Origin of the sequence: Enterobacter sp. RIT637, assembly GCF_019718755.1 — a bacterium.
Lineage (GTDB): Bacteria > Pseudomonadota > Gammaproteobacteria > Enterobacterales > Enterobacteriaceae > Enterobacter.
The window spans coordinates 83,472-110,180 of record NZ_JAIHAZ010000003.1 but is presented as its reverse complement, the minus strand read 5'-3'; the positions used below and the strand labels follow the sequence as shown (position 1 = coordinate 110,180).

Here is a 26,709-nt window from a genome sequence, read left to right as displayed (position 1 = left end):
GCTGGAATGAAATGGGCGCGGGTGCGCCCATTGATTGCCGGGTGGCACTTCGTTTACCCGGCCTACGATACTGTAGGCCTGTGCAAGCGCAGCGCCGCCAGGCTTTACAGACTTAGATCTTGCCGACCAGGTCCAGAGATGGAGCCAGCGTCGCTTCGCCTTCTTTCCATTTCGCCGGGCACACTTCGCCTGGGTGAGAAGCCACGTACTGAGCGGCTTTCACTTTACGCAGCAGGTCAGATGCGTCACGGCCGATACCTTCAGCGGTAACTTCGATAGCCTGGATAATGCCCTGCGGGTCAACAACGAAGGTGGCACGGTCAGCCAGGCCTTCATCTTCACGCATATTTTCGAAGTTACGGGTCAGGGCGCCAGTCGGATCACCGATCATCGCGTATTTGATTTTCGCGATGGTTTCAGAGCTGCCGTGCCATGCTTTGTGGGTGAAGTGGGTATCGGTAGAGACAGAGTAAACGTCTACGCCCAGCTTCTGCAGTTCGTCGTAATGGTCAGCCACGTCGCCCAGTTCAGTCGGGCAAACGAAGGTAAAGTCAGCCGGATAGAAGAAGAACACGCTCCAGCGGCCTTCGGTATCTTTCTCGGTAACTTCGATGAATTCACCGTTTTTGAACGCCTGGTTTTTGAAAGGTTTAATTTTAGTGTTAATCAAAGACATCTGTACTTCCTCCGTGTTTTCGTTGAGATGTAAGGTAACCAACTTTCTTCATCGGGGCTAATGCGTATGCTTTATCAAATCAATCAGCCAAACCTTACAACGTCGACAAGACAGCAAGGTGAACCTTATTAAAGGGAGCCTGAAAGTAAAAAGGCCGCCTCAACGGGCGGCCCTGATACCTGAATTCCCCGCAGGTACATTCAGTGCCAGCCGGAGCTGGCGTTGCGTTGCGCTCTACAAACCTTTATATCAAGGCGGTAACAGCGCTTTGATTACACCATTCACGCAGGTAATGAGCAATCCATAAGAGAGATAGTCCTGCCTATGGCTGTGATAGGCTGTGTCGAACATGATTCCGGAGCGTTATAAATTTATTTTTATTATAACACCATCGCAATATATAAATGACAATTGTCATTTAAAGCGTTCATCCCCTCTTCTAAGATAAAATTATCTTAATTACCTTTGAAGCGCTATTTCAATAATCTGATGCCGTGATATATTAAGATGAGTTTAATTTAAAATTAAGAGAGTTAACCTAAAGGATTGTAAATGGTTAACTTCAAACTATAGTTATCAATGATGTGATAACCACAGCAAACACAGCATCCTCAGGACGAAACATGGCAAACCTCTACGACCTTAAAAAATTCGATCTTAATCTCTTAGTCATTTTCGAGTGCATTTACCAGCATCTTAGTATCAGTAAAGCCGCCGAGACGCTGTATATCACGCCCTCTGCCGTGAGCCAGTCGCTGCAACGTCTGAGAGGACAACTCAACGATCCTCTGTTTATCCGTTCCGGTAAAGGAATCACGCCCACGACCGTCGGCGTCAATCTACATCATCATCTGGAACAGAACCTGAACCAGCTTGAGCAGACCATCAATATCATGCACAGCAGCGGGTTGAAGAAGAATTTTGTGATTTACTGCCCGCAATTTATGAGCACGAAAATCATGCTCGGACCGATGCTGCTCCTCATGCAAAAGTACAACTATGAAGTTGAATTACATGACGTTTTACTGTCTCCGGATTCAGCAGAAGATTTACTGGCCTACCGAAAAGCCGATCTGGTCTTTTCTTTCTTGCCATTAAATAACCGCTCTATCGCCTGCAGCCTGTTTCATAAGCTTCCGTTTGTGCTGCTGTGTCGGAAGGATCATCCCCGCATCGGCGAGACAACTTCCCGTGAAGAGATACTAAATGAGTACTTCACCGCCTATCTGAGCGACGAGACCAGTGTTAAAAATTATCAGGAAAAGGCGGAACATGCGCTACCTGAAAGAAATATTATCTTTCGCAGTGACTCCTTTATTTCACTTCTGACGATGATTAGCTCTACCGATCTCCTTGGCTTAGCGCCCACACCGGCCTTTGAACAATATGGTCCAGCGCTTAACCTGCGCAAAGTGGAAACAGACATTCAGTTTCCGAGCATTGATATTTACATGATGTATAATCGTTCCGCGTTGAATAGCTCAGCATTCGCGAGCTTTATTGAAGAAATATCCTTACCGTGAGATGTTAGCGTGGTTCTCGCACAGAATGGGAGCCACGTTTTTGAAACATACACCACCGTGATAGAAACATTCACTATAAATGTTATATATCCAATTAATTATTGACTGATATAATCCTCTCTTTAGTATTGACGCTACAGTCTGGTATTTATTCCTCAGGATGAGAATAAACATGTCAATTTATAAATACCCTTTAAACCAGGATGTTCTAACTGCAACTCGAGAGCGAATAAAATGGACCCTCGAAAATTTACCCAGAACCTGTGTCTCCTTTTCAGGAGGTAAAGACTCCACCGTCATGCTGCATCTGGTTGCCCGCCAGGCGCGACAGATGAAAATAAAAATAGATGTCCTCTTTATCGACTGGGAAGCGCAGTTTTCCCATACCATTACCCATGTTGGGCATATGCGCGAGTTGTACAGCGATGTCATCGACCATTTCTGGTGGGTCGCGCTTCCCCTGACAACGCAAAATTCTCTCTCGCAATTCCAGCCGGAATGGCAATGCTGGGAACCCGGCACCCGTTGGGTCCGCCAGCCTCCTGACGATGCGATAACCGATCCCGCTTTTTTCCCGTTCTACCAGCCCGGCATGACGTTTGAAACCTTTGTCCGCAGTTTCTCCGACTGGTTCTCTCACAATCGCCCGGCGGCGGTGATGATCGGCATCCGCGCCGATGAGTCTTACAACCGTTTTCTGGCTATTGCGTCCGCGCGTAAGCAGCGGTTTGCCGATGATAAGCCCTGGACGACCGTCGCCCCTGGCGGGCATGCCTGGTATGTTTATCCCCTCTACGACTGGAAAACTGCCGATATCTGGACCTGGTTCGCCAAATCGGGATGTTGCTATAACCCGCTCTATGACCTGATGTTCCAGGCCGGCGTGCCGCCCCGCTATATGCGCATTTGCGAGCCCTTTGGCCCGGAACAACGTCAGGGATTATGGCTGTATCACGTTGTTGAGCCCGATCGCTGGGCGGCCATGTGCGAGCGCGTGAGCGGCGTGCGCAGCGGGGGGATTTACGCCGGGCACGATAACCATTTTTACGGCCACCGGAAAATCCTGAAACCCGAACACCTCTGCTGGCGCGAATATGCCATGCTGCTCCTCGACAGCATGCCGCAAAATACCGCTGAGCATTACCGCAATAAAATCGCCATTTATCTGCACTGGTATCAGAAGAGAGGCATAGAGGATATTCCCGATACGCAGGACGGTGATATCGGAGCCAAAGACATTCCCTCCTGGCGTCGTATTTGCAAGGTTATCCTTAATAACGACTACTGGTGCAGAGCGCTATCGTTCAGCCCAAATAAACCCAAACATTATCAGCGCTACAGCGACAGAGTGAAGGCAAAACGCAAGGAGTGGGGCATATTATGCGACAAAGACTAATCACCGAGATGGAAACGTACCTTCAGTCACTTCCCGAAGAGGATCGCATTAACGCCATAAATGCTTTTCGCGAAGCGATCCATAAAAACAGCCCTTTTCGCGAGCAACCGATAGACTGCGTCCTCTGGATCAGACAGGACGCTATTACCGCTAACGACTACAATCCCAATAACGTGGCTCCTCCAGAAAAGCGGCTGCTCAGTAAGTCGCTGGAACTCGATGGATTCACCCAACCTATCGTTGTGACAGAAAGTGAACCGGAGCACTACGAAATTGTGGATGGTTTTCATCGCCATGAAATCGGTAAAAACCGGGCGGCGCTGAAGCATCAGCTCAAGGGCTATCTCCCCATCACCTGCCTGCGTCAGGACCGGCAGGATAAACATGACCGTATGGCCGCCACCATTCGCCACAACCGGGCGCGCGGGCGGCATCAGATCAACGCCATGTCTGAGATCGTTCGCGAACTGGTGCAGCTCGGCTGGGACAACGAGAAAATAGGCAAAGAGCTGGGGATGGATAGCGACGAGGTGCTGCGCCTCAAGCAAATTAACGGTCTGCTGGAGCTGTTTGCAGACCGTCGTTACTCAGAAGCCTGGACGGTGAAATAATCAGAGCGAATTCAGACGCTCAGCCGCCGCGAGGAGCGTCGATTCCTGCTTCGCAAAACAAAGGCGAATCAGCCTGTGCGGGAAGGGATCGGCGCAGAACACCGACAGCGGAATAGCCGCTACCCCCACCTCTTTCGTGAGCCACTGGCAAAAGCTCACGTCGTCCAGATCGGAAATTGCGCTGTAGTCGGCCAGCAGGAAGTAGGTCCCTTCGCAGGGCAAAATCTCCAGACGGCTTTTGCTCAGCGCGTTCACAAACAGATCCCGGCGTTTCCGATAGAAGTCCGGCAGCTCGCGGTAGTGCTCCGGCTCGGCGCGCAGCATATCCGCCAGCGCCAGCTGGGCGGGCGTGTTCACCGCAAAGGTCAGATACTGGTGCACCTTGCGCAGCTCGGCGCTGATGGCGGCCGGTGCCACGCAGTAGCCCACTTTCCAGCCGGTCATATGGTAGGTCTTACCGAATGACGAGACGGCAATAGCGCGCTCGCGCAGCTGTGGATGGGCCAGCACGCTGGCGTGTCCTTCTTCTGCAAAGCAGATGTGCTCGTAGACTTCATCGCTCAGCACGTAAATTTCACGTTCCGCAATCGCCTGCCACAGCGCGGCGAAATCGGCTCTCTGCCACACCGTCGCCGACGGATTGTGCGGCGTATTCAGGATCACCAGACGGGTTTTGTCGCTCAGCAGCGCGGCGAACGCCTGCCAGTCAGGACGGAAATGCGGTGGCTGTAACGCCACGCGCTTCACCACGCCGCCGGAGAGTTCAACCGCAGGCGCATAGCTATCGTAGCTCGGGTCAAAGCAGATAACTTCGTCGCCCGCGCGCACCAGCGCGGTAATCGCCGCATACAGCGCTTCGGTCGCCCCTGCCGTCACCGTAACGTCGCTGTTCGCATCCGGCTTGTAGCCATACAGCTCCGCCGTTTTATCCGCAATGGCTTCACGCAGCGCCTGAACGCCGGTCATCGGCGCGTACTGGTTTGCCCCCTGCGCCACGTGGTACGCCAGACGCTCCTGGAGATAGCGCGGTCCGTCGAAATCCGGGAACCCCTGCGAGAGGTTAATGGCGTTGTGCTGCTGCGCCAGAGCGCTCATCTGCGTAAAGATGGTGGTCCCAAGATTGGGAAGTTTACTCTGCGGAATCAACGCGTTATTGCTCATTGTGTCGTGCCTGCTTGTAATACTTATGTTGCTGCCACTATAACACGATGTTAGTCTTTGGCAATCAAGACGCTTAGACGTCTATACCATATGAATATTCCTGGCCGCGAGGGTAAAAGGAAATGACAGACAACCTGCAACTCACACATCTGGTCGACGCCTGCCGCTGGATTGGCGCTAAAGGCTGGGCTCCCGCCACCGGCGGCAACATGTCGGTGCGGCAGGACGAACGCCTGTGCTGGCTCAGCGAATCCGGTAAAGACAAAGGCAGCCTGACGACGGAAGATTTTCTGCAGGTGGAGATCGCCACCAACCGCGCGCCGTCTGGTCGTAAGCCCTCAGCCGAAACGGGGCTACACACCCTGATTTATCGCCTGTTTCCGGAGGCCAACGCCGTCCTGCACGTTCATACCGTCAACGCCACGGTGCTCTCGCGTCTGGTGAAAGAAGCCGAACTCACCATCAGCGGCTTTGAAATGCAAAAATCCCTCACCGGACAGACCACGCATCTGGATACGGTTTCCATCCCGGTATTTGATAACGATCAGGACATCGACGCCCTCGCCTCGCGCATCGCCCATTACGCGCAGGAACGCCCGCTTAATTATGGTTTTCTTCTTCGCGGTCATGGCTTAACCTGCTGGGGACGCGACGTGGCCGAGGCCCGCCGTCATCTGGAAGGATTAGAATTCTTATTTGAATGCGAAATGCGTTTACGACAACTGGAGAGAGTATGATTCGCGCGATTGTGACGGATATTGAAGGCACCACCAGCGATATCCGTTTTGTCCATGATGTTTTGTTCCCCTACGCGCGTGAGCGGCTGGCGGCCTTCGTGACCGCGCAGCAGTACGCCGAGCCGGTTACATCCATTCTGGACAACCTGCGTGATGAAATCGGTCACCCGCACGCCAGCGTCAGCGAGCTTATCGACGCCCTGTTTGCCTTTATGGATGAAGACCGCAAATCCACGGCGCTCAAAGCCCTGCAGGGGATCATCTGGCACGACGGCTACGTGAACGGCGACTTTACCGGCCACCTCTACCCGGACGTACTGCCTGCGCTGGAAAAGTGGAAAGCGCAAGGGATTGATCTCTATGTTTATTCCTCAGGCTCCGTCGCCGCGCAGAAACTGTTATTTGGCTACAGCGACGAAGGTGATATTACTCATCTGTTCAGCGGCTATTTTGATACCCACATCGGCGCCAAGCGCGAGGTGCAGTCTTATCAAAACATTGCGGCGCAAACGGGCATCGCCCCGTCGCAGATCCTTTTCCTCTCCGATATTCATCAGGAGCTGGACGCGGCTGAACAGGCAGGTTTTCGCACCCTGCAGCTGATTCGCGGCGATGATGACGGCGCAAGCCATCACCATCAGGTCCACCAGTTTGACGAGATTAATCCGGAGCAGATCCCTTCATGAGCGCATTGACCATTTATTCCGATAAAGACGCCAGTCAACACCAGTGGCACAGCACCGACGCCGCCGAAATCGCCCAGCAGCTCAACGCTAAAGGCGTGCGGTTTGAACGCTGGGCTGCGGATCGCGATTTAGGGGACGATCCCGCGCCCGAAGCCGTGATCGAGGCGTATCAGCATGCGATCGACAAGCTGGTGGCGGAGAAAGGCTATCAGAGCTGGGACGTGATCAGCCTGCGCGCCGACAACCCGCAGAAAGCGGCGCTGCGCGCGAAGTTCCTGAACGAACACACCCACGGCGAAGACGAAGTGCGCTTTTTCGTGGAAGGCGCAGGGCTGTTCTGCCTGCATATTGGCGATGAGGTGTATCAGGTGCTGTGTGAGAAGAACGACCTGATTTCCGTTCCTGCGGGCACGCCGCACTGGTTTGATATGGGTTCAGAGCCGAACTTTACCGCCATTCGTATTTTCGATAACCCGGAAGGCTGGGTTGCCCAGTTTACGGGTGATGCAATCGCGGATGCATATCCAAGGCTGGCATGATCTTTTCTCCCTCTCCCTGTGGGAGAGGGCCGGGGTGAGGGCATCAGCGCGCACTACGCGTTAAGCCCTTTCACATACCCCACCAGCTGATCCAGCACAATCCCCCACCCTTCGTGGAAGCCCATTTGTTCATGCTGTTCGCGGATTTCCTTCGTCGGATGGCGCGCAATCGCCGTGTAGCGGGTTTTGCCCTCGCCCACATCCTCCAGCAGCAGGATCGCCGTCATAAACGGCTTCTCGGCCGGCTTCCAGCCTTCGGTATAGCCGTCGGTAAAGACCAGCTTTTTCCCCGGGTCGATTTCAAGAAATACGCCCCGGTTATCCATCCGCTGCCCGTCGACCTCAAACACGGTGTTGAACCGCCCGCCCACGCGCAGATCGAGGTCGCATTCGGTCACCTTATGGGGAGCAGGAATGAAGAAGTTTTTGATGTGCTCCGGCGTAGTCCAGCAGAGCCACAGCAGGTCGCGCGGTGCGTCCACCACGCGCTCCAGTTTTAAGTCTGTTTCAGGATCGAGCGTCACGATGTTGTCCTCTCAGGGGAACCCCTTAAAGGATAGCCGGACTCAGGCGAATTTCCCGTTTGCCACCGCCTCCGGCGTAACCACGCCCGTATCCAGCACCCAGCCGCTAATCAGCGAGGCAGGCGTAACGTCAAACGCCGGGTTATAGACCTGCGCGTTTTTCGGCGCCCACTGCACCGCGCCAAAGCTTCCGGCCACGCCCGTCACCTCGCTGGCGGCACGCTGCTCAATCGGGATCGCGTCACCGTTCGGGCAGTCCGGGTCGAGAGTCGTTTGCGGGGCGGCCACGTAGAACGGAATGCCGTGGAATTTCGCCAGCACTGCCAGAGAATAGGTGCCGATCTTGTTCGCCACGTCGCCGTTGGCGGCAATGCGGTCTGCGCCCACCCACACGGCGTCTACTTCCCCTTTCGCCATCAGGCTGGCGGCCATGGAGTCGGTAATCAGCTGATACGGCACGCCCAGCTCGCCAAGCTCCCACGCGGTCAGTCTGCCGCCCTGCAGCAGCGGACGGGTTTCATCCACCCAGACGTTGCTGACGTTACCGTCCTGATGCGCGCGGGCAATCACGCCCAATGCGGTGCCGACGCCCGCCGTTGCAAGCCCGCCGGTATTGCAGTGGGTCAGCAGGCGGCTACCGGGTTTCACCAGCGTACTACCGGCTTTCGCAATCGCGTCGCAAAGCCGTTTATCTTCGTCAATCAGGCGCAGCGCCTCGGCTACCAGCGCCGGAACATACTCTTCCTGCCACAGGGCGAGTTTCATGCGGTCGAGATTGTTCATCAGGTTCACCGCCGTCGGGCGTGATGCGCGCAGGGTTTCCAGTGCTGCCGCCAGCTCGTCGCGGCTTTTGCCGTTTTCCGCCAGCAGCGCCAGCAGCAGGCTTGCAGAGAGACCAATCAGCGGCGCGCCGCGCACCCGCAGGGCGTGAATGTGCCCAACCAGCGCCTCGACCGTCGAAGCATCCAGCCAGCGTTTCTCCTGCGGAAGCGCCTGCTGGTCGAGAATAAAGAGCTGATTATCCGCCACCCGCAGGCTGGTCGTCTGTAATGTCTGCATGTCGTTAATTCCCTGTTGCGTTGTTGTAGCACATTGTGTCAGGATGAAATCCAGATGTATAGACGTCTACATGTCTTTATTAGCAAACTCGTGAGGAGCAGGCCATGTCGCAATACCGTACCTTTACCGCTCAGGACGCCGTGGAGTATGCCAGGCAGTTTGGCGGCCTTGATGACCCATCATCGCTGGTAGAGGCGCAGGAGGTAGGCGACGGCAACCTCAATCTGGTATTCAAAATTTTCGACAGCGCGGGCGTGAGCCGCATCATCGTTAAGCAGGCGCTGCCCTACGTGCGCTGCGTCGGGGAGTCCTGGCCGCTGACGCTGGACCGCGCACGTCTTGAGGCGCAAACGCTGGTCGAGCACTACCGGCACAGCCCGCAGCACACCGTGAAAATCCACCATTTTGACCCGGAACTGGCGGTAATGGTGATGGAAGATCTCTCCAGCCATCGCATCTGGCGCGGCGAGCTGATCAACAACATTTACTACCCGCAGGCGGCACAGCAGCTGGGTGAATACCTCGCGCACGCGCTGTTCCACACCAGCGATTTCTACCTGCACCCGCACGAGAAAAAAGCGCAGGTGGCGAAATTCATCAACCCGGAGATGTGCGAGATCACCGAAGATCTGTTCTTCAACGATCCGTACCAGATCCACGAGCGCAACAGCTACCCGGCTGAGCTGGAAAATGACGTCGCGGCCCTGCGCGACGACGCCCAGCTTAAAATTGCTGTGGCCTCTCTGAAGCACCGTTTCTTTTCTCAGGCTGAAGCCCTGCTGCACGGCGATATTCACAGCGGGTCGATTTTTGTGGCCGACGGCAGCCTGAAGGCCATCGACGCCGAGTTCGGCTATTTCGGGCCGATTGGTTTTGACGTCGGTACCGCCATCGGCAACCTGCTGCTGAACTTCTGCGGCCTGCCGGGGCATCTGGGCATTCGCGATGCCGCCGCCGCGCGCGAGCAGCGGCTGACCGATATTCAGGAGCTGTGGAACACCTTCGCGGAACGCTTCCAGGCACTGGCAAACGAGAAAGCCCGCGACGCCGCGCTCGGCGCGCCGGGCTATGCCTCCGCGTTCCTGAAAAAGGTCTGGCATGACGCCATCGGGTTCTGCGGCACCGAGCTCATTCGCCGCAGCGTCGGGCTTTCCCACGTCGCGGATATCGATACCATTCAGGACGAGGCGATGCGCCACGAGTGCCTGCGCCACGCGATAACGCTCGGTAAAGCGCTGATCGTCATTGCCGACCGCATCGACAGCGCGGAAGAGCTGGTGGCACGAGTGCGGCAGTACAGCTGATTTTCTCCCTCTCCCTGTGGGAGAGGGTCGGGGTGAGGGCACCAAACCGCACTCACCCCAAATACTCAATCACCGACAGCCCACCGTTATAATCCGTGCTGTAAATAATCCCCTGCGCATCCACAAACACGTCGCACGACTGGATCACCTGCGGACGATTTGGCCGCGTGTCCATCATTCTCTCCGGCGCGGCGGGCACCAGCGCGCCGGTTTCCACCGGTCGATACGGATTAGAAATGTCATACGCCCGTACGCCCGCGTTCTGCCAGGTCGCAAAAATCAGCGTCGAGCTGACAAAGCTCCCCGGCCGGTTCTCGTGCAGGTTATGCGGGCCGAAATGCGCCCCTTTCACCACGTAGTCGGTTTCATTCGGCTGCGGGAAGGTCGAGATGCTTACCGGATTCGACGGCTCGCGGATATCAAACAGCCAGATCAGCTTTTCGCCGTCCTGCTGGTTATCCAGCACCGCTTCGTCCAGCACCACCAGCAGATCGCGGTCCGGCAGCGGCAGCGCGGTGTGCGTCCCCCCGCCAAACGGCGGGCTCCAGTTGCGGTGGCTAATGAGCTTCGGCCGGGTGCGGTCCTTCACGTCCAGCAGCGTCAGGCCGCCGTCGCGCCAGCTGCCGTAGGCGGTATCGCCCGCGATAATCGCGTGGTGCAGCGCGTAGCGTTTCCCTTCCGGCCAGTTCGGCTTCTCCCCTTCGGCCTGGTTCATCCCCGGCAGCCACCAGCGCCCTGCCACTTCAGGTTTACGCGGATCGGCCAGGTCGATGGTGAGAAAAATGTAGTCGGTAAAGCCGTCGATCAGCGCCGACACGTACGCCCAGCGGCCGCCGACGTACCAGATGCGGTGGATGCCGATGCCGCTCAGCGACAGAAAGCCGATTTCGCGCGGCTTGTCGGGCGTGGAGATATCAAACACGCGCAGCCCGGCGCTCCAGCCTTTGTCCTGCACGTCGCTGACGGTCTCCCCCACCTGGCGGGTGTAATAGACCTTCTCGTCGGCAAAGCGGGCATCGGCAAACAGATCCCGGGCGTTAATCACCAGCAGCAGGTCGTCATGCGCCTGCAGGTGCACGTTCCAGGTGCCGGGCGGTGCGGGCACGTAGCCTGCAGCTTTCGGGTTCTTCGGGTCGCGCACGTCGACAATCGAAAAGCCCTGCGACACCATGTGGCCGATATAGGCGAAACCGCGATGCACCATCAGCTGCACGCCGTCCGGACGACCGCCCTGGTCGCTGTGGCCAATCAGCCGCATATTGCGGCTGTATTCTGGAGGGGGTAAAGAAGTCACCTTAAGCTCCTGTTGGTTTTCTCCCTCTCCCTGTGGGAGAGGGCCGGGGTGAGGGCATCAGGCCGCACCTGATGCCACCCGGCTTGTTTTTATTTATTTTTCGCTTCCAGCGTCGCAAACCACGGCGCGATAAAATCCTCCGTCTGCCCCCAGCCCGGAATGATTTTCCCCAGAGACGCCACGTTCACCGGGCCCGGCTGGGCGGTCAGCAGCGCCTGCGGAATGGCCGCCGCTTTGAAATCGTAGGTAGCAGGCGTCGCTTCTCCGGCAATCTTGTTCGCCACCAGGCGCACGTTGGTCGCGCCAATCAGCTTCGGATCCACCGCCACGCTCACCTTCCACGAACTGCCCGGTTCGCGCATCAGCTGCAGATCCTGGTTGGAAATGTCGATGCTGTAGAGCTTGATCTCGGTGCGGCCGTTCTCCTTCAGCGCCTTATACGCGCCCTGACTGAAGGCGTCCCAGGTTCCCCAGATGGCGTCGATTTTGCCTTTCGGGTATTTCGCGAGGATCGCACCTACCTTGTTGGCGGTATCGCCCTGCACATCAGAGGAAACGGCGCCGATAGACTCCAGCTCTTTGATGTCCGGATACTGCTTTTGCAGCTCTTTATAGGCCGCCTGACGGCGCTCCATCGGCGGGAAGCCCGCAACCCACAGCTTGACGATATTGGCCTTGCCGTTGAAATCTTTCGCCAGCTGGCCGAAGGAGAGGTTCGTCAGGGAGGCATCGTCCTGCTGGGTGACGGTTACGCCCGGGATCTCGCCGTTCACGGCGGTATCAAAGACGGCGACTTTGATACCGGCATCCACCGCTTTCTTCACCAGCGCGGTGGAGTACGGATCGCGCCCCTGAGAGAGAATAATCCCGTCATATTTCTGGCTAATCGCCTGGTTCACGAAGTCCTGGAATTTGGCGTCATCCCCGTTGCTTAAAAAGGTGCTGACCTTAAAGCCGAGCTTTTTCCCTTCCTGAATTGCGCCGGCAATAAACTGCGTGGTGTTGTCGTCTGAGCCAAGGTTACGGATCACCGCGATGCGGATCGGGCCGTCATGGTTCGCAATGGCAGCCGGAAGCGGCGCGGGCGTAGCCGCGAAGCCTGGCAGAGCCGTGAGCAACCCAAGTGCCACCAAAGAGCGTGCAATCTTTTTCATTTTTTATCCCGTTGTGTTGTCAGCGTTTTTGTATGTAGGTAATCGCCAGTGCCACCGCGAGCACCAGCCCTTTTATAATGTCCATGGCGTAATACGGCACGGAGAGCATCACCAGCCCGTTCGACAGCACGCCGAGAATGACCGCCCCGACCAGGGTTCCCAGCGCGTTCGGCTTGCCGGAGCCTGCCAGCGAGAAGCCAATCCACGCCGCCGCCACCGCATCCATCAGGTATCCGCCGCCCGCGTTCACCTGCGACGAACCGATGCGCGACGCCAGCAAAATCCCGCCCAGTCCCGCCAGCAGCGAGGCGATCACGTAGGCCGCCACCTTGTAGCGCGTGGTGCGAATACCGGAGAGACGCGCCGCTTCCGGGTTGCCGCCGATCGCGTACATCCGGCGTCCGTGAGTGGTCAACGAGAGGCCAAGCTGCGCCAGCACGGTCACCACCAGCATGACGATCACGATGGTCGGCACCTGCCCCAGCAGGCTGAACGCCGCCGGAATGGTCCCTTCCGCCATGTCGCCGCTCGGCAGCACCATGTTCTCGGTAATTGACCCGCCGTAGCTGTATGTCATCGCCACGCCCTGAATGACAAACAGGCTGGCAAGCGTCGCGAGCATGTCCGGAATACGCAGAATGACGATCAGGAAGGCGTTAAACAGCCCCACCAGCGTGCAGAGCGCGAGGGTGATCAGAATCGACTCGGTAGTGCCAAAGCCGTGCCAGACGAAAAGGGAAATCACCAGCGCGTTCGCCAGCGAGGCGGTGGATCCGACAGAGAGATCGAACCCGCCGATGGTCAATGAAATCGACACGCCAATGGCAATCACCGTCACGATGGCAATCGAGCGCAGAATGTTGATGATGTTGTTCGGATCGAGGAAGCTGTCCGACGCCAGGCCAAAGACGGCCACCAGCGCGACAACGGTTAACAGCATGCCCCACTTGTAGAGAAAATCGAAAATCTGCTGACGGCCAGACGCCGCCGCGTTCACTGAAAGGGCCTTGCTCACGACGCCGTTCCTCCGGTTGAATAATAAAGTAGTGTCTCTTCGCGGGCCTCGGCCCCGGCGATTTCCGCCACGATGCGCCCGTCCCACAGCACGCAGATGCGGTCGCACAATCCCACCAGCTCGGCAAACTCGCCCGAGGCGTAAATCACCCCTTTACCCTCGCGCGCCAGGCCGTCAATCAGCTGGAACAGATCGGTTTTGGCCTTCACGTCCACGCCTTTGGTCGGCTCGTCGAATATCAGCACGCGGGCATCATTGCGCAGCCATTTACCGATGGCGACTTTCTGCTGGTTGCCGCCGGACAGACGTCGCAGCACCTGCCCCGGCCCGCGGGCGCGCACGCCGACGCGGGCAATCACCTCTTCCGCCCAGCGCCACGCCTGACGATGGCCAAACAGGCTCCAGCGCGAAAAGCTGTTATCGGCGCTCACGGCAAGGTTCATGCTCACCGGCTCGTCGATAAAAATGCCCTCTTTACGACGCTCCTCCGGCACCAGCGCCAGACCGCGCAGCACGGAGTCGGCCGGATCGCGCGGCTGCCAGGATTGATGATTCAGCTCACCGCGCGCCACACGGCTTTTGGTGGCGCCAAACAGCGCCTTGCAGAGTTCGGTTTTCCCCGCCCCCGCCAGCCCGGCAATCCCGAGAATTTCGCCTTTGCGCAGGTGCAGGGAGATATCTTTCAGCAGCGCGTCGTCGTGAAGCCCCTCAACGCGCAGCAGCGTTTCGTCACCATGCGGCGGTCGCGCGGGAGGATAGATATCGCTCAGCACGTGGCCGAGCATCTTCTCGACGATCGCTTCGCCGCTCAGATCGGTCATCGGGCCGGTCTCGATCAGCTTGCCGTCGCGCAGCACCGTCAGGGTGTCGCAGATGGCCTTCAGCTCGTGAATGCGGTGGGAGATAAACACCACGCCGATGCCCTGCTGCTTCAAACGTCTCACCACCGCAAAAAGACGTTCGCTCTCCTGCGCGTCCAGCGGCGCGGTGGGTTCATCAAGAATCAAAAAACGGCAGTGGTGGGACAAGGCGCGTGCCAGCAAAATCTGTTGCTTTTCGGCCAGCGAACAGCTGTCGATGGAACGGCGTACGTCCAGAGAGACATCCAGCTGCGCCAGCGCCTGTCTCGCCTGCTGGCGGACCGCGCGCCAGCTGAAGCGATGCCCCGGCTGCGCCAGCTGGTCGAGCATGATGTTCTCGGCAATGCTTAACCCCGGGATCAGCGCCACGTCCACCTCCTGCTGCACGAGGTGGATCCCCAACCGTTTGGCATCCAGCGGCTCGCGGATCGTCACCGGCTGGTTGTTGATGCCGATCTCGCCCTCATAGTGGTCGTGCGTGCCGCACAGCACCGCCATCAGGGTCGATTTCCCCGCGCCGTTGGCACCGGTCAGCGCATGTACGGACCCACCGGTTAAGGTGAAATTCACGCGCGACAGCGCCTGAAAGCCGGAAAAGGCCAGGCTGATACCGCGCATCTCAAGGCGACTGGAAACCATCCGCGTAAATCCTTCATTACTCTTCTGATTTATCGAATTTTTCACAGCTCCGGTTGACTGACAACGACGGAAAAGGCATAACTTAAAGCAAAATATTATTAGCCATCCGGATGTCCAGACATAACATCGGGTTAGCGCTTGCTAAAAAAGGACAACATCATGAGCAACACCGATATCCGCGTCGTGCCTGGCCCGGCGAACTACTTCTCTCATCCCGGAAGCCTTGCACATCTGAATGATTTCTTTACCCCGGAACAGCTTTCCCGCGCGGTGTGGATCTACGGCGAGCGCGCTATCGAAGGCGCGCGCCCTTTCCTGCCGGAGAGCTTTAACGCGCCGGGGGCGAAACACCTGCTGTTTAAAGGCCACTGCAGCGAGCGCGACGTCACCCATCTGGTGAATGAATCCGGCAGCGACGCCAGCGTGGTGATTGGCGTCGGCGGCGGCGCGGTGATGGATACGGTGAAAGCCGTGGCGCGCCGCTTAGGGGTACCTTTCGTGGGCATCCCCACCATTGCCGCCACCTGCGCGGCCTGGACCCCGCTCTCCGTCTGGTACAACGAAGCCGGTCAGGCGCTGCATTTTGAGATCTTCGACGACGCCAACTTCCTGGTGCTGGTGGAGCCGCAGATCGTCCTTAACGCCCCGGCGGAGTATCTGCTGGCGGGCATCGGCGATACGCTGGCGAAGTGGTACGAAGCGGTGGTGTTGGCACCTGAGCCGGAGAACCTGCCGCTGACCGTGCGGCTGGGCATCAACGGCGCGCTGGCGATCCGCGACGTGCTGCTGGAACACAGTGAGGAAGCGCTGGCCGACCAGCTGCGCGGCGAACAGACGCAGGCATTCCGGGACGTGGTGGATGCGATTATCGCCGGCGGCGGGATGGTCGGCGGCCTGGGCGAACGCTATACGCGCGTGGCGGCGGCGCATGCGGTGCACAACGGCTTAACCGTGCTGCCGCAGACGGAAAAATACCTGCACGGCACCAAGGTGGCCTACGGCATTCTGGTGCAGAGCGCCCTGCTCGGCCAGGACGACGTGCTGGCGCAGCTGGTGACGGCGTACCAGCGCTTTAACCTGCCGACCACGCTTCACGAGCTGGACATCGACATCAATAACCGCGACGAACTGGATCAGGTGATTGCCCACACCCTGCGCCCGGTGGAGTCGATTCACTATCTGCCGGTTGCGTTAACGCCTGACGTTCTGCGCGCTGCGTTTGAGAAAGTGGAATCCTTCAGCCGTTAATCGCGCCGACAGGCTATACCTAATGATGATTCTTACCACTCTTGTAACGAGGTCATCATGCAGATCGATTTAACAGGTAAAAAGGCGCTGGTTACCGGTGCCAGCCGCGGGTTGGGTCGGGCAATTGCACTCTCGCTGGCGCGCGCCGGTGCGGATGTGATTATTACGTATGAAAAATCGGCCGATAAAGCCCAGGCGGTCGCCGATGAGATTAAGGCGCTGGGACGACACAGCGAAGCCGTGCAGGCAGACAGCGCCAGCGCTCAGGCGATTCAGGATGTCGTCACCCATGCGGCGCGTTCCCTTGGCGGGCTGGACATTCTGGTCAACAACGCCGGGATCGCGCGCGGCGGCCCGCTGGAGTCCATGACGCTGGCGGACATTGACGCTCTTATCAACGTCAACATCCGCGGCGTGGTGATCGCCATTCAGGAAGCGCTGGTGCACATGTCCGACGGCGGACGCATCATTAACATCGGCAGCTGTCTGGCGAACCGCGTGGCGCAGCCTGGCATTGCCGTTTACTCGATGACCAAATCGGCCCTTAACTCCCTCACCCGCGGGCTGGCCCGTGATTTAGGGCCGCGCGGCATTACCGTTAACCTGGTCCACCCCGGCCCTACCAACAGCGATATGAACCCGGAAGACGGCGAACAGGCTGACTCTCAGCGTCAGCTTATTGCCCTGGGCCATTACGGCCAGCCGGAAGACATCGCGGCGGCGGTCACGTTTCTTGCCAGCCCGCTTGCCGGGCAAATCTCCGGCACCGGTCTGGACGTGGACGGCGGTTTGAACGCCTGATCGCATATTTCCTGTAAGCCTCTGTCGCCCGGCAGAGACGTTCCCGAGCGCTCTCGACGGTTCGCGTTTTGCCGCTTTCTCCCGTTTTTTCTCCGCTCTACAGTATCCCATTAGAAATTCGGAATTTATCTACTAGTCTTATTATTTCCTTATATTTTGTGTGGGCGTACAGTGGAGGTACGGATGAAGATTGTCTGGTCCAATGGTGCAAAGAAGGCGTTTTCAAAGATTGACGAGCGGTATCAGCGTCGCATTGAGGTAAAGCTTGCAGAGCTGGATGACCGCTCGGCTCCCAGGCCCGATATCAAAAAAATATCGGCGACAGAAGATCATTTCCGGCTACGCGTTGGCGATTACCGCATCATCTATACGCTTCGTGGCGATCCCGATGACCATTGTTATGTTTTGGCCGTCAAGCGCAGAACTTCAACGACTTACCTGCATGAGGAGAGTGCCAACTATGGCTGTACAGCTAATCAAGGACGATAACGGGAAAACGCAGTACGTCGTTATTCCCTATCACGAATATTTTCGTATGCTCTTACAGATGGCAGAAATTGACGACGAAACCGACGACGATCTGGAGGATATTGAGGTCGAACACGATAGTCTGGATGACGTTGAATTGCCTGGGGAAGTCTGCAGCATCATGACCTGGCAGAACGTCAGCCTGCAGGCCGCTTGGCGTATCCTGCGCGGCATGTCCCAGCAGGAGGTGGCGGAAAAACTCGGCATCACCCAGTCCGCCGTGTCACAGCTTGAAGCCCTGGACTCCCGTCCGCAAAAACGCACCCGTGAAAAGCTGGCGGCAATCTACGGCTGCAAGCAGGAACAGATCAGCCTCTATTTACCGAAAGAGGGTTAACAGCACTTTGCTCCGCCCTTGCCGCCATAGCGGGCGTCCTGACGGTCGCGGAAAAATTCTTCGTAGGTCATGGGCGTCTGGTCCGGATGGTTGACGCGCATATGCTCGACGTAATTGTCGTAGTCCGGCACACCAATCATCATTTTGGCGGCCTGGCCCAGGTACTTACCTGCTTTGGAAAGGGTGTCGAACATAATTCTGGTCTCACAGGAAATGTAGGCCGGGTAAGCGCTAGCGCCACCCGGCACACAGGTTAATGCGCCCCTTTGGCCTGGGTGACAATCTCTTCCAGGTTTTCAGGCATCGGCTCGTAAGGCGTCTCTTTTGCCGTCGGTTTGTCGACTTTCAACGCCGCCAGCGCGGTCTTAAGAGAATACAACGCCAGCACCACGACCACCACCATAAAGAAGATGGTCAGCCCGGCGTCCAGACGGTTGTTAAACACCAGCTGCGACAGCTGGGACTCGGTGTACTGCGCCGGGATCTTACCGCTGTCGATCATCGCCTGGAACTTGTTGGCGATTGCCAGGAAGCCCACCTTGTTGTCCGGGCTGAAGGCTTTCTGCCAGCCCGCCGTCAGGGTACAGATCAGCAGCCATGAGGTTGGCACTAACGCCACCCAGGCGTAACGCTGGCGCTTCATCTTGAACAGCACCACCGCGCAGAGCATCAGCGCCATGCCCGCCAGCATCTGGTTGGCGATCCCGAACAGCGGCCACAGGGTGTTAATCCCGCCCAGCGGATCGACCACGCCCTGGTGCAGGAAGTAGCCCCACGCCAGCACGCACAGCGCCGTTGCCAGCAGGTTCGCCGGGAGCGAATCGGTGCGCTTCAGGTTCGGGGAGATCACGCCAAGCAAATCCTGGAGCATAAAGCGCGCCGCGCGGGTACCCGCATCTACCGCCGTCAGGATAAACAGCGCCTCGAACAGGATGGCGAAGTGATACCAGAAGGAGACGTCCATCAGCCCGCCCAGCGCGCCGTGCAGGATGTAGGCCATGCCGACCGCCAGCGTCGGCGCACCGCCCGCACGGGAAATTATCGACTGCTCGCCCACCTCATTAGCAATATGCGTCAAGGTTTCAGGGGTAATCGCAAAGCCCCAGCCGCTCACCACCTGCGCGGCGGATGCCACCACGTCAACGGTTCCGGCAGGAGCCAGCACCGCCATCGGGCTGTTCATCGCGAAGTACACGCCCGGATCGATAATGCAGGCCGAGACCAGCGCCATGATGGCGACGAAGGACTCCATCAGCATGCCGCCGTAGCCAATCAGGCAGGCCTGATTTTCATTCGCCAGCATCTTCGGCGTGGTGCCGGAGGCAATCAGCGCGTGGAAGCCGGACACCGCGCCGCAGGCGATGGTAATGAACAGAAACGGGAACAGGTTACCGGTCCAGACCGGGCCGGTACCGTCGATGAATTTGGTTAACGCAGGCATGGTCAGGGTCGGGCGCATGATCAGAATGCCGATCGCCAGCCCGACGATGGTGCCGATTTTCAGGAAGGTAGAGAGGTAGTCACGCGGGGCCAGCAGCAGCCACACCGGCAGCACCGCCGCCACAAAGCCGTAGCCCACCAGCATCCAGGTCAGTTGAACGCCGGTAAAGTCGAAGAACGGTGCCCAGGTCGGGCTTTCCGCCACCCAGCCGCCGGAGATAATGGCGAACACCAGGAACACCAGGCCAATCACCGACACTTCACCAATGCGCCCCGGGCGCAGGTAGCGAATGTAGACCCCCATAAACAGCGCCAGCGGAATGGTGAAGGCAACGGTGTAGGTTCCCCACGGGCTGTGGGTTAACGCTTTCACCACGATCATCGCCAGCACCGCGAGGATGATCACCATGATCATAAAGGTCGCCACCAGCGCAATCACCCCGGCGGTTGCCCCCATCTCCTCTCTCACCAGCTCACCCAGCGAACGCCCGTCGCGGCGGGTGGAGACGAACAGCACCATAAAGTCCTGCACCGCGCCCGCCAGCACTACGCCCGCGAGGATCCAGATCATCCCCGGCAGATACCCCATCTGCGCCGCCAGCACCGGCCCCACCAGCGGGCCCGCTCCGGCAATCGCCGCAAAGTGGTGGCCAAACAGCACTTTTTTGTCGGTCGGCACGTAGTCCAGCCCGTCGTTATGTCGGACGGCAGGCGTCATGCGCGTCGCGTCAACGCCTAAGACGGTCTTCGCGATATAGCGGCCATAAAAACGGTACGCGATCAGATAAATACAGACGGAGGCAACGACGATCCAGAGTGCGTTGATCTGTTCCCCCCGGTTGAGGGCGATATAGCCCAGGGCAAAGGCTCCCACAACGGAGAGCCCTGCCCATGTAAGGTATTTCCCTGAGTTGTTCATAGTGGTTATCCGTTGTTGTGAAACAGTGAGATGTTACATTTTGTTTCTAGAACAACCGGAAAAATTTAACAACTTTGAAACGCAATAATGCGTGGTCAAACCAGACATTTACACCACATTGTTAAGCCGATCACTTTCGCGACGTCCTCGGTCACACTTTTGCCTTTTTCATCCATGCGCCGCCTTACGGAATGATTTGTATCATTTTTTTTGCTCATAACCTCGCCAGAATGATCCTGCGCAATCGCGCGCTTACAAGGAAAAGGATATGAACAGTTCTGTACCTCAGGATCATAAGGTCGGGCCGGGCGCGTACTTCGCCCTGGCGTTTGCAGCCGTTTTCTTCTCTGGCCTGTTAGGCGGAAAAGAGTGGTACGGCGTCTTTGATTTCACCACCCTCAACGGTGCGTTTGGCAAGGTGGTCAGTAAAGCCAGCCTGGATGACGGCACCCTGACGACAGCCAGCAGCGCCTTTCGCGGCACCGGCGGCAGCGGCGCGATGGACGGGTTTCTCTTCGCGCTCGGTTTAATTCCTGCGGTGATGTTCGCGCTGGGGATGATCAACGTGCTGGAGCACTACGGCGCCCTGCGTGCCGCCCGCAAGCTCTTAACCCCTCTGCTGCGCCCGCTGCTGGGCATTCCCGGCACTACCGGGCTGGCGCTGATCGGTAGCCTGCAAAGCACCGACGTGGGCGCATCGCTGACCCGCAACCTGTCTGATGAAGGACAAATCAGCGAAAAAGAGAAGGACGTTTTCGCCATGTTCCAGTTCTCCGCCGGGGCGATGATCACCAACTTTTTCTCTTCGGGGGCGATCCTCTTCACGCTGGTTGCCGTTGACGGCACGGCGGCGGTTCCCACGTCCATCGGAGCCTGTATCGCCGTCATGTTCATCATGAAAATCGTGGGCGCAAATCTGCTGCGATTGATCCTGTCCTTCACCCGTAAAGGAGACGCCGCATGAGTGCCCCACAGTCTAATCCCGTGATTACCGATGTCTTCGTCGAAGGCGCGCGTAAAGGCTGGAGCATTGCCACCAGCAGCACCCTGCCCAACGTGGTGATGGCGTTTATCATCATCAAAGCGCTGGAAATTACCGGTGCCCTGGAAGGGCTAGGCATGATCTTTGCCCCGTTAATGGGCCTGTTCGGCCTGCCGGGTGAGGCCGCCGCCGTACTGATTGGCGGCTGGATGTCGATGGGCGGCGGGATCGGCGTCGCCATCGGCCTGTTTGATAAAGGCATTATCACCGGCGAGCACCTGGCGATCCTGGCGCCCGCCATCTACCTGATGGGCTCGCAGGTGCAGTATCTGGGCCGCATTCTGGGCGTGATTGGCACCCGCGCCAAACGTATCCCGCTGATGATCGCCATCTCGGTAGTCAACGCGTTTTTAGCCATGCTGCTGATGCGCATTATTCTCTGAACAGGACGTGAACATGAATCTTGACCACTATATTGAAGAGCTGAAAACTCTGGTGAACGTGGACTGCGGCACCCAGACCGTTGCGGGTGTTGCCGCCGTGGCAGGCATTATGCAGCAGCTCTGGCAGCGCGAGGGCTGGTACACCGAGCAGGTGAATCTGGGCGATAAGGTGGGCCCCGGTGTGTTCGTCAGCAACAAGCCGCAGGCGGAACGCTTTGACGTGCTGCTGGTCGGGCACCTGGATACCGTGTTTGCCCCGGGCACCGTCGCCGAGCGCCCGATGAGCGAGGACGATACCCGCCTGTACGGCCCCGGCGTCTCGGATATGAAGAGCGGACTTCTGAATATTTTGTGGGCGATGCGCGGGCTTGACGCCGCGGACAACGATCGACTCGCGATTGCCGTGGCGATGAACCCGGACGAAGAGACCGGCTCGGTGCATTCCCACGAATGGATTGGCGAGCTGGCGAAGCGTTCCCGCTGCGTGCTGGTCTGCGAGGCCGCCCGCGCCGACGGCTCGCTGGTGAAAGCGCGTAAAGGGATGGCGGGCTATCACCTCACCTTCAGCGGCGTGGCGGCGCACGCGGGCAACGACCCGGAGAAAGGCCGCTCGGCGATTACCGCCCTGGCGAACAGCGTCATCGCCATTAATGCGTTAACCGACTGGGATCGCGGTACCACGCTCAACGTCGGGGTGATTCACGGCGGCAGCGCGGCCAACGTGGTGGCGGATAACGCCGTAGCCGAACTCGACGTGCGCTTCTGGGAAAACGACGAGTACGACCGGGTGAACCTTGCGCTGGAGGCGTTATGTGAAAAAGGCTTTTTAGACGGCGTGACCACTACACTTACGCGGGTGAATCACAAACCGGCGATGGCAGCCAGCGTGGCGACCCAGGCCCTGATGCAGCAGGTTGAAGCGGCAGGAAAAGCGGAGGGTATCGACATCACCTGGCAGGCGGTCGGCGGCGGCAGCGACGCCAACCACACCGCCGCGCTGGGCATCCCGACGCTCGACGGCCTGGGGCCGATTGGCGCCGGGTTCCACAGCCCCGCGGAATGGCTGGATAAAGCGTCCATTGAGCCGAGAATTCGTTTGTTAAAGCGGGTCGTGTCAATGTTGTAAGGGAACCATCGTTCGTTTTGTAGGCCGGGTAAGGCGAAGCCGCCACCCGGCAATTCTTCACCGTTCAACCCAACACCATCGTACTCAACCGGCACGTACAGCACCGCCGCCCCTGCTCGTCGAACACCACAATCTCCCAGCTCTGGGTCGAGCGGCCCAGATGCAGCGGCTGGCACACCCCGCGTACCTTACCGTGAGAGACCGCACGATGGTGCGTTGCGTTCAGCTCCGTCCCCACCACGCTCTGCCCGTCGCGGGTCATCAGAAAACCGGCCATTGAGCCCAGCGTTTCCGCCAGAGCCGCCGACGCGCCGCCGTGCAGCAGGCCAAACGGCTGATGGGTGCGTGCATCCACCGGCATCTCCGCTTCCAGCGTGTCGTCACCGATACGGGTATAGACGATGCCGAGATGCGCCACCAGGGTGTTCAGGCTGGTCGCGTTCAGCTCCTCGAGGGTTAAATGACGTTTCCAGATCATCTTACGCTCCCAGCGTGGAGCCGCCGTCCACCACGATATCCTGCAGGGTGATATGGCTGGCGGCATCGGACGCCAGGAACAGCACCGTGCTGGCAATCTCCTGCGGACGGGCGATTTTGCCCAGCGGAATGCCGAGCTTGAACTGCTCGCCAAAGCCGCGAATACGCTGCTGCTCCGCGTCGTCGCTTTTCCACAGGGTGCGCTGCATGTCGGTGTCCGTTGAGCCAGGCGACACGAGGTTACAGCGCACGCCGCTGCCCGCCAGCTCCAGCCCGACGGTCAGGGCCAGGCTTTTCAGCGCCGCTTTCGAGGCACCATAGGCGCTCATGCCGATGCGCGGCGTGTGCGCCGCGTCGGACGCCACGGTAACTATCGCCCCGCCCTGCTGACGGCGGAACTGGCCCATCGTCTGCTGGAACAGGTTGAACGCGCCGCCGACGTTGACCGCGAAGGTCTGCTGCCAGTCCTCCTGCGAGAGCTGGTCCGTCGCGCCCATACGTAGAATGCCCGCCGCGTTGACCAGCACGTCCAGCCGCTCAAGATTATTAAGCAAACGGCCACACACATCGCTGACCTGAGCAAAATCCGCCACGTCGAGGGTTTCGGTGGCGAACGGATAATCACCCAGCGGAAACGCCAGATCGAAGCCGGTCACCTGTGCGCCCGCCTCCACAAACGCCAGCGCCGTCGCGTAGCCAATCCCCTTCCCCGCGCCCGTCACCCAGACGGTCTTGCCGGTAAAATCAAAACGCATTACTTCACCTCGCGGGAGAGCAGCGCCCACCAGGCGTCGATTGTTGGATTTTTTGCCAGCATCACGAAGTCGATATCGCCGTGCACTTTGCGCCAGCGGGCGGCCAGCGCCATCATGCGCACCGAGTCCAGGCCGTAGTCGATCAGGTTTTCGTCATCCATCGGCTCGTCGGACTCGTCCAGCAGCGGCAGGATCAGCTCGCGCAGCGCGGCCTTTGAGGCCGGAACGGACGGCAGCAGCTCGTCGGTCATCACCACGCGGCCAGAGCGTCCGGCCACGTAATTGAGCGACATCAGGTGCTCGTCGCGGGTGAAATCCGCCAGCGCGTCGGCGATAAAGAACGGTTTGATGTCGCGCATAAAGGCATCGGTGGCGGTGGTCATGCAGCCGATGTGGGCGTAGACGCCGGTAATCAGCAGCTGGTTGCGGCCCGTCTCTTTCAGCATCTGCTCCAGCTGCGAGCGGTGAAACGCGCTGTAGCGCCACTTTACCAGCACCGTATCGGCTTCGTCCGGCGTCAGTTCAGCGACAATGCGCTGCTGCTCCGGCGAGCGGGTCAGGCCCGGCCCCCACATGTCGTTCAGCAGGGCGCGGTCTTCGTCGCTCTGCTCTTTCGGCTGGGCGGTGTAGTACACCGGAATATTGTGCGCTTTGCAGTAAGCGCGCAGTCTGGCGATATTCGCCACCACCTGCTGCATCATCGCGCTGTTTTCACCCCAGAAGTTCAGGAAATACTCCTGCATATCGTGAATCAACAGCGCGGCGCGCTCCGGCTCAAACGCCCAGTTCACCTTGTTGGTCGGCAGCTCTGCGGCGGTCGGCAGCGCGTAAGCGGTTAATTTTGGAATGGCCATACTCTGTTCCTCAGCCCCGGGCGCGTTCAGCAAGCCACAGGCGCAACTGTTTCTTATCGACTTTGCCGACCGGCGTCAGCGGGAGCGCATCCACGCTCTCCACGCGGTCCGGCAGCTTGAATTCGGCAACGCCCTGCTCGCGCAGGAAGCGGCGCACCTCGACCGCGCGCAGGGGCTGTTTCACCACCAGATACGCGCAGCTTTTTTCGCCCAGCAGGCTGTCCTCCATGCTCACCAGCGCGGCGTGGATCACCGCCTCGTGGCGCAGCAGCAGGTTTTCGATCTCCTCGGCGGCGATCTTCTCGCCGCCGCGGTTGATCTGATCCTTCTCGCGCCCCTGCACGGTGATGTACCCCTGCTCGTCGATGGCGATCAGATCGCCGGAGCAGTAAAAGCCGTCGGCGTCAAAGGCGCTGGCGTTGTGTTCCGGGCTGTTGAAATAGCCGCGGAAGGTATACGGCCCGCGCGTCATCAGACGCCCGACCTCCCCGCGCGGCAGCGGGTTGCCGTGCTCGTCCGCCACCCACACTTCGTCGTCCGGGCACATCGGGCGGCCCTGAGTGTTGATGATGCGCTCCGGCGCGTCGTCGAGCGCCGTGTAGTTCACCAGCCCTTCCGCCATGCCGAACACCTGCTGAAGCTGGCAGCCGATTTCCGCCGGAATGCGCGCCGCAAGCGTGGCGGAGAGGCGTGCGCCCCCCACCTGCAGCAGCCTGAGGGATTTAAGCTGCGCGTTCCCCGCGCCGTCGGCAATCGCCTGCAGCCACAGGCTCACCGCCGGGGGAACCAGCGAGGTGACGTTGATCTGATGCCGTTCAATCAGCGGGAAGCAGAGCGTGGCGCTCGGATCGTTCGCCAGCACCACGCAGCCGCCCGCGGTGAAGACGCCTAACGATCCCGGCGAGCTCATGGCGTAGTTATGCGCCGCGGGCAGCGCGTTCAGGTAACGCGTTTCGGCGGTGATGCCGCAGATCTCGTTGCTGCGGCGGATGCTGTAGTCGTAATCGTTATGCGTGCGCGGGATCAGCTTCGGCGTTCCGGTACTGCCGCCGGAGAGCTGGAAAAACGCCACCTCGTCGGCGGGCGTCGGGTTCGGGATAAAGTTGTCCGCCGGACGCGCAATTGCCGCTTCCAGTGCGTGTTCGCCCTTATCGCCACGCAGGAGTACGACGCGTACCGAGCGATGCGCATCCACAAAGGTGTTGAGAAAATCATCGCCCGCAAACAGCGCGTGGTCGCGATCGGCAATCAGCACAGCGGGTTTGATTTGCTCCGCGTAGGCGTTCAGCTCGCTGCGCTGATGGCTAAAGAGCGCGTTCACCGGCGCGACGCCGATTTGCAGCAGCGCGAAGAAGGTGATGTAGAACTCGGCCACGTTGCCGAGCTGCACCAGCGCGGTCTCGCCGCGATGCAGCCCCTGCGCCTGAAGGGCAGACGCCAGGTTGTTCACCGCCTGATTAAACGCACGGTAGGTGATGTGCCGCTCGCCGTCGATTATCGCCACGGCATCGCTGTCCGCATGGTCCGTCAGGATGTGGGTCAGCGGCAGATCCTGCCAGTAGCCTTTTTCACGGTAGCGGCGGGCAAATTCCTCAGGCCAGCGGGTAAAAGGGATGGTCAT

At 58.8% G+C, this 26,709-nt stretch carries 28 protein-coding genes; 14 read left to right on the top strand and 14 right to left on the bottom strand.

What is annotated here, in order from left to right; genetic code table 11:
* Positions 1-112: 112 nt before the first annotated feature.
* Positions 113-676 carry an alkyl hydroperoxide reductase subunit C gene (gene ahpC / locus K5E19_RS07395; protein ID WP_010428492.1) on the bottom strand — a complete coding sequence of 188 codons (564 nt, stop codon included), beginning with the start codon at positions 674-676 and terminating at the stop codon, positions 113-115.
* 623 nt (positions 677-1,299) lie between these two features.
* On the opposite strand from ahpC, the gene citR reads away from it, so the two are divergent.
* The 3 genes from citR (at position 1,300) to K5E19_RS07380 (ending at position 4,206) form a co-directional block, all read left to right on the top strand.
* Entirely contained in the window at positions 1,300-2,199 is a 900-nt protein-coding gene (citR, locus tag K5E19_RS07390; RefSeq protein WP_221550630.1) for a DNA-binding transcriptional repressor CitR, read from the top strand.
* Between the two features lie 172 nt (positions 2,200-2,371).
* Positions 2,372-3,595, top strand: coding sequence for a phosphoadenosine phosphosulfate reductase (locus K5E19_RS07385; protein WP_221550629.1), 1,224 nt, complete (start codon positions 2,372-2,374; stop codon positions 3,593-3,595).
* Positions 3,580-4,206: a ParB/RepB/Spo0J family partition protein gene (locus K5E19_RS07380; RefSeq protein WP_221550628.1), complete on the top strand. Its 627-nt coding sequence runs from the start codon at positions 3,580-3,582 to the stop codon at positions 4,204-4,206. The genes K5E19_RS07385 and K5E19_RS07380 overlap by 16 nt, the downstream gene beginning before the upstream one ends.
* Here K5E19_RS07380 and K5E19_RS07375 read toward each other — a convergent pair whose 3' ends face one another.
* Positions 4,207-5,367, bottom strand: a complete 1,161-nt coding sequence (locus K5E19_RS07375) for a pyridoxal phosphate-dependent aminotransferase (protein ID WP_221550627.1) — start codon at positions 5,365-5,367, stop codon at positions 4,207-4,209.
* Between the two features lie 122 nt (positions 5,368-5,489).
* Between K5E19_RS07375 and K5E19_RS07370 the strand changes: the two genes are divergently transcribed.
* From K5E19_RS07370 to K5E19_RS07360, 3 genes are read left to right on the top strand one after another with little or no spacing between them, the layout of a single operon-like run.
* Positions 5,490-6,104: a methylthioribulose 1-phosphate dehydratase gene (locus tag K5E19_RS07370; RefSeq protein WP_221550625.1), complete on the top strand. Its 615-nt coding sequence runs from the start codon at positions 5,490-5,492 to the stop codon at positions 6,102-6,104.
* A complete protein-coding gene (gene mtnC, locus K5E19_RS07365; protein WP_108415840.1) occupies positions 6,101-6,790 on the top strand; it encodes an acireductone synthase in 690 nt (229 codons plus the stop codon). The genes K5E19_RS07370 and mtnC overlap by 4 nt, the downstream gene beginning before the upstream one ends.
* Complete coding sequence (locus K5E19_RS07360) at positions 6,787-7,329, top strand: acireductone dioxygenase (RefSeq protein ID WP_221550624.1); 543 nt, start codon at positions 6,787-6,789, stop codon at positions 7,327-7,329. The genes mtnC and K5E19_RS07360 overlap by 4 nt, the downstream gene beginning before the upstream one ends.
* 53 nt (positions 7,330-7,382) lie before the next feature.
* Here K5E19_RS07360 and K5E19_RS07355 read toward each other — a convergent pair whose 3' ends face one another.
* Both K5E19_RS07355 and mtnA read right to left on the bottom strand, forming a co-directional pair.
* On the bottom strand, positions 7,383-7,853 hold the full coding sequence (locus tag K5E19_RS07355) for an SRPBCC family protein (RefSeq protein ID WP_023343575.1): 471 nt from the start codon (positions 7,851-7,853) through the stop codon (positions 7,383-7,385).
* 42 nt (positions 7,854-7,895) lie between these two features.
* The gene (gene mtnA, locus K5E19_RS07350; RefSeq protein WP_221550623.1) at positions 7,896-8,912 is read right to left on the bottom strand and encodes an S-methyl-5-thioribose-1-phosphate isomerase; all 1,017 of its coding nucleotides are present in this window, start codon (positions 8,910-8,912) and stop codon (positions 7,896-7,898) included.
* A 104-nt stretch (positions 8,913-9,016) separates the two neighbouring features.
* Here mtnA and mtnK point away from each other — a divergent pair, with 104 nt between their 5' ends.
* Positions 9,017-10,216, top strand: a complete 1,200-nt coding sequence (mtnK, locus tag K5E19_RS07345) for an S-methyl-5-thioribose kinase (protein WP_221550622.1) — start codon at positions 9,017-9,019, stop codon at positions 10,214-10,216.
* Between the two features lie 52 nt (positions 10,217-10,268).
* Here the strand turns inward: mtnK and K5E19_RS07340 are convergent, their stop codons facing one another.
* The 4 genes from K5E19_RS07340 to K5E19_RS07325 form a co-directional block, all read right to left on the bottom strand.
* A complete protein-coding gene (locus tag K5E19_RS07340; protein WP_221550621.1) occupies positions 10,269-11,510 on the bottom strand; it encodes an LVIVD repeat-containing protein in 1,242 nt (413 codons plus the stop codon).
* Positions 11,511-11,599: 89 nt separating this feature from the next.
* Complete coding sequence (locus K5E19_RS07335) at positions 11,600-12,664, bottom strand: sugar ABC transporter substrate-binding protein (RefSeq protein WP_221550620.1); 1,065 nt, start codon at positions 12,662-12,664, stop codon at positions 11,600-11,602.
* A gap of 19 nt (positions 12,665-12,683) precedes the next feature.
* Positions 12,684-13,679 carry an ABC transporter permease gene (locus K5E19_RS07330; RefSeq protein ID WP_039024441.1) on the bottom strand — a complete coding sequence of 332 codons (996 nt, stop codon included), beginning with the start codon at positions 13,677-13,679 and terminating at the stop codon, positions 12,684-12,686.
* Positions 13,676-15,178, bottom strand: coding sequence for a sugar ABC transporter ATP-binding protein (locus K5E19_RS07325; RefSeq protein WP_221550619.1), 1,503 nt, complete (start codon positions 15,176-15,178; stop codon positions 13,676-13,678). Before K5E19_RS07325 ends, K5E19_RS07330 begins: the two co-directional genes overlap by 4 nt.
* 159 nt (positions 15,179-15,337) lie before the next feature.
* Between K5E19_RS07325 and K5E19_RS07320 the strand changes: the two genes are divergently transcribed.
* From K5E19_RS07320 to K5E19_RS07305, 4 genes are all read left to right on the top strand, one after another.
* Positions 15,338-16,426, top strand: a complete 1,089-nt coding sequence (locus K5E19_RS07320) for an oxidoreductase (RefSeq protein WP_221550618.1) — start codon at positions 15,338-15,340, stop codon at positions 16,424-16,426.
* A gap of 57 nt (positions 16,427-16,483) precedes the next feature.
* On the top strand, positions 16,484-17,227 hold the full coding sequence (locus tag K5E19_RS07315; protein ID WP_221550617.1) for an SDR family NAD(P)-dependent oxidoreductase: 744 nt from the start codon (positions 16,484-16,486) through the stop codon (positions 17,225-17,227).
* Between the two features lie 183 nt (positions 17,228-17,410).
* Entirely contained in the window at positions 17,411-17,716 is a 306-nt protein-coding gene (locus K5E19_RS07310; protein WP_131633116.1) for a type II toxin-antitoxin system RelE/ParE family toxin, read from the top strand.
* Positions 17,688-18,092: a helix-turn-helix domain-containing protein gene (locus K5E19_RS07305; RefSeq protein WP_029740113.1), complete on the top strand. Its 405-nt coding sequence runs from the start codon at positions 17,688-17,690 to the stop codon at positions 18,090-18,092. Before K5E19_RS07310 ends, K5E19_RS07305 begins: the two co-directional genes overlap by 29 nt.
* Here K5E19_RS07305 and K5E19_RS07300 read toward each other — a convergent pair.
* Positions 18,089-18,286, bottom strand: a complete 198-nt coding sequence (locus tag K5E19_RS07300; protein WP_006809671.1) for a YbdD/YjiX family protein — start codon at positions 18,284-18,286, stop codon at positions 18,089-18,091. The two genes, K5E19_RS07305 and K5E19_RS07300, sit on opposite strands and share 4 nt — an antisense overlap.
* A gap of 59 nt (positions 18,287-18,345) precedes the next feature.
* Positions 18,346-20,451 carry a pyruvate/proton symporter CstA gene (cstA, locus tag K5E19_RS07295; protein WP_221550615.1) on the bottom strand — a complete coding sequence of 702 codons (2,106 nt, stop codon included), beginning with the start codon at positions 20,449-20,451 and terminating at the stop codon, positions 18,346-18,348.
* A 268-nt stretch (positions 20,452-20,719) separates the two neighbouring features.
* On the opposite strand from cstA, the gene K5E19_RS07290 reads away from it, so the two are divergent.
* From K5E19_RS07290 to K5E19_RS07280, 3 genes are read left to right on the top strand one after another with little or no spacing between them, the layout of a single operon-like run.
* Entirely contained in the window at positions 20,720-21,415 is a 696-nt protein-coding gene (locus K5E19_RS07290; protein WP_010428444.1) for a nucleoside recognition domain-containing protein, read from the top strand.
* The gene (locus K5E19_RS07285) at positions 21,412-21,876 is read left to right on the top strand and encodes a YjiG family protein (protein WP_221550614.1); all 465 of its coding nucleotides are present in this window, start codon (positions 21,412-21,414) and stop codon (positions 21,874-21,876) included. Before K5E19_RS07290 ends, K5E19_RS07285 begins: the two co-directional genes overlap by 4 nt.
* 13 nt (positions 21,877-21,889) lie before the next feature.
* A complete protein-coding gene (locus K5E19_RS07280; protein ID WP_221550612.1) occupies positions 21,890-23,002 on the top strand; it encodes a M20 family metallopeptidase in 1,113 nt (370 codons plus the stop codon).
* Between the two features lie 64 nt (positions 23,003-23,066).
* On the opposite strand, the gene entH is transcribed toward K5E19_RS07280, so the two are convergent.
* The 4 genes from entH to entE are packed head-to-tail and all read right to left on the bottom strand — an operon-like array spanning position 23,067 to position 26,709.
* Entirely contained in the window at positions 23,067-23,480 is a 414-nt protein-coding gene (gene entH / locus K5E19_RS07275) for a proofreading thioesterase EntH (RefSeq protein ID WP_221550611.1), read from the bottom strand.
* A gap of 1 nt (position 23,481) precedes the next feature.
* Positions 23,482-24,234, bottom strand: a complete 753-nt coding sequence (gene entA, locus K5E19_RS07270; RefSeq protein ID WP_221550609.1) for a 2,3-dihydro-2,3-dihydroxybenzoate dehydrogenase EntA — start codon at positions 24,232-24,234, stop codon at positions 23,482-23,484.
* The gene (locus K5E19_RS07265; RefSeq protein ID WP_221550607.1) at positions 24,234-25,088 is read right to left on the bottom strand and encodes an isochorismatase; all 855 of its coding nucleotides are present in this window, start codon (positions 25,086-25,088) and stop codon (positions 24,234-24,236) included. The genes entA and K5E19_RS07265 overlap by 1 nt, the downstream gene beginning before the upstream one ends.
* 10 nt (positions 25,089-25,098) lie before the next feature.
* Positions 25,099-26,709: a (2,3-dihydroxybenzoyl)adenylate synthase EntE gene (gene entE / locus K5E19_RS07260; protein WP_221550605.1), complete on the bottom strand. Its 1,611-nt coding sequence runs from the start codon at positions 26,707-26,709 to the stop codon at positions 25,099-25,101.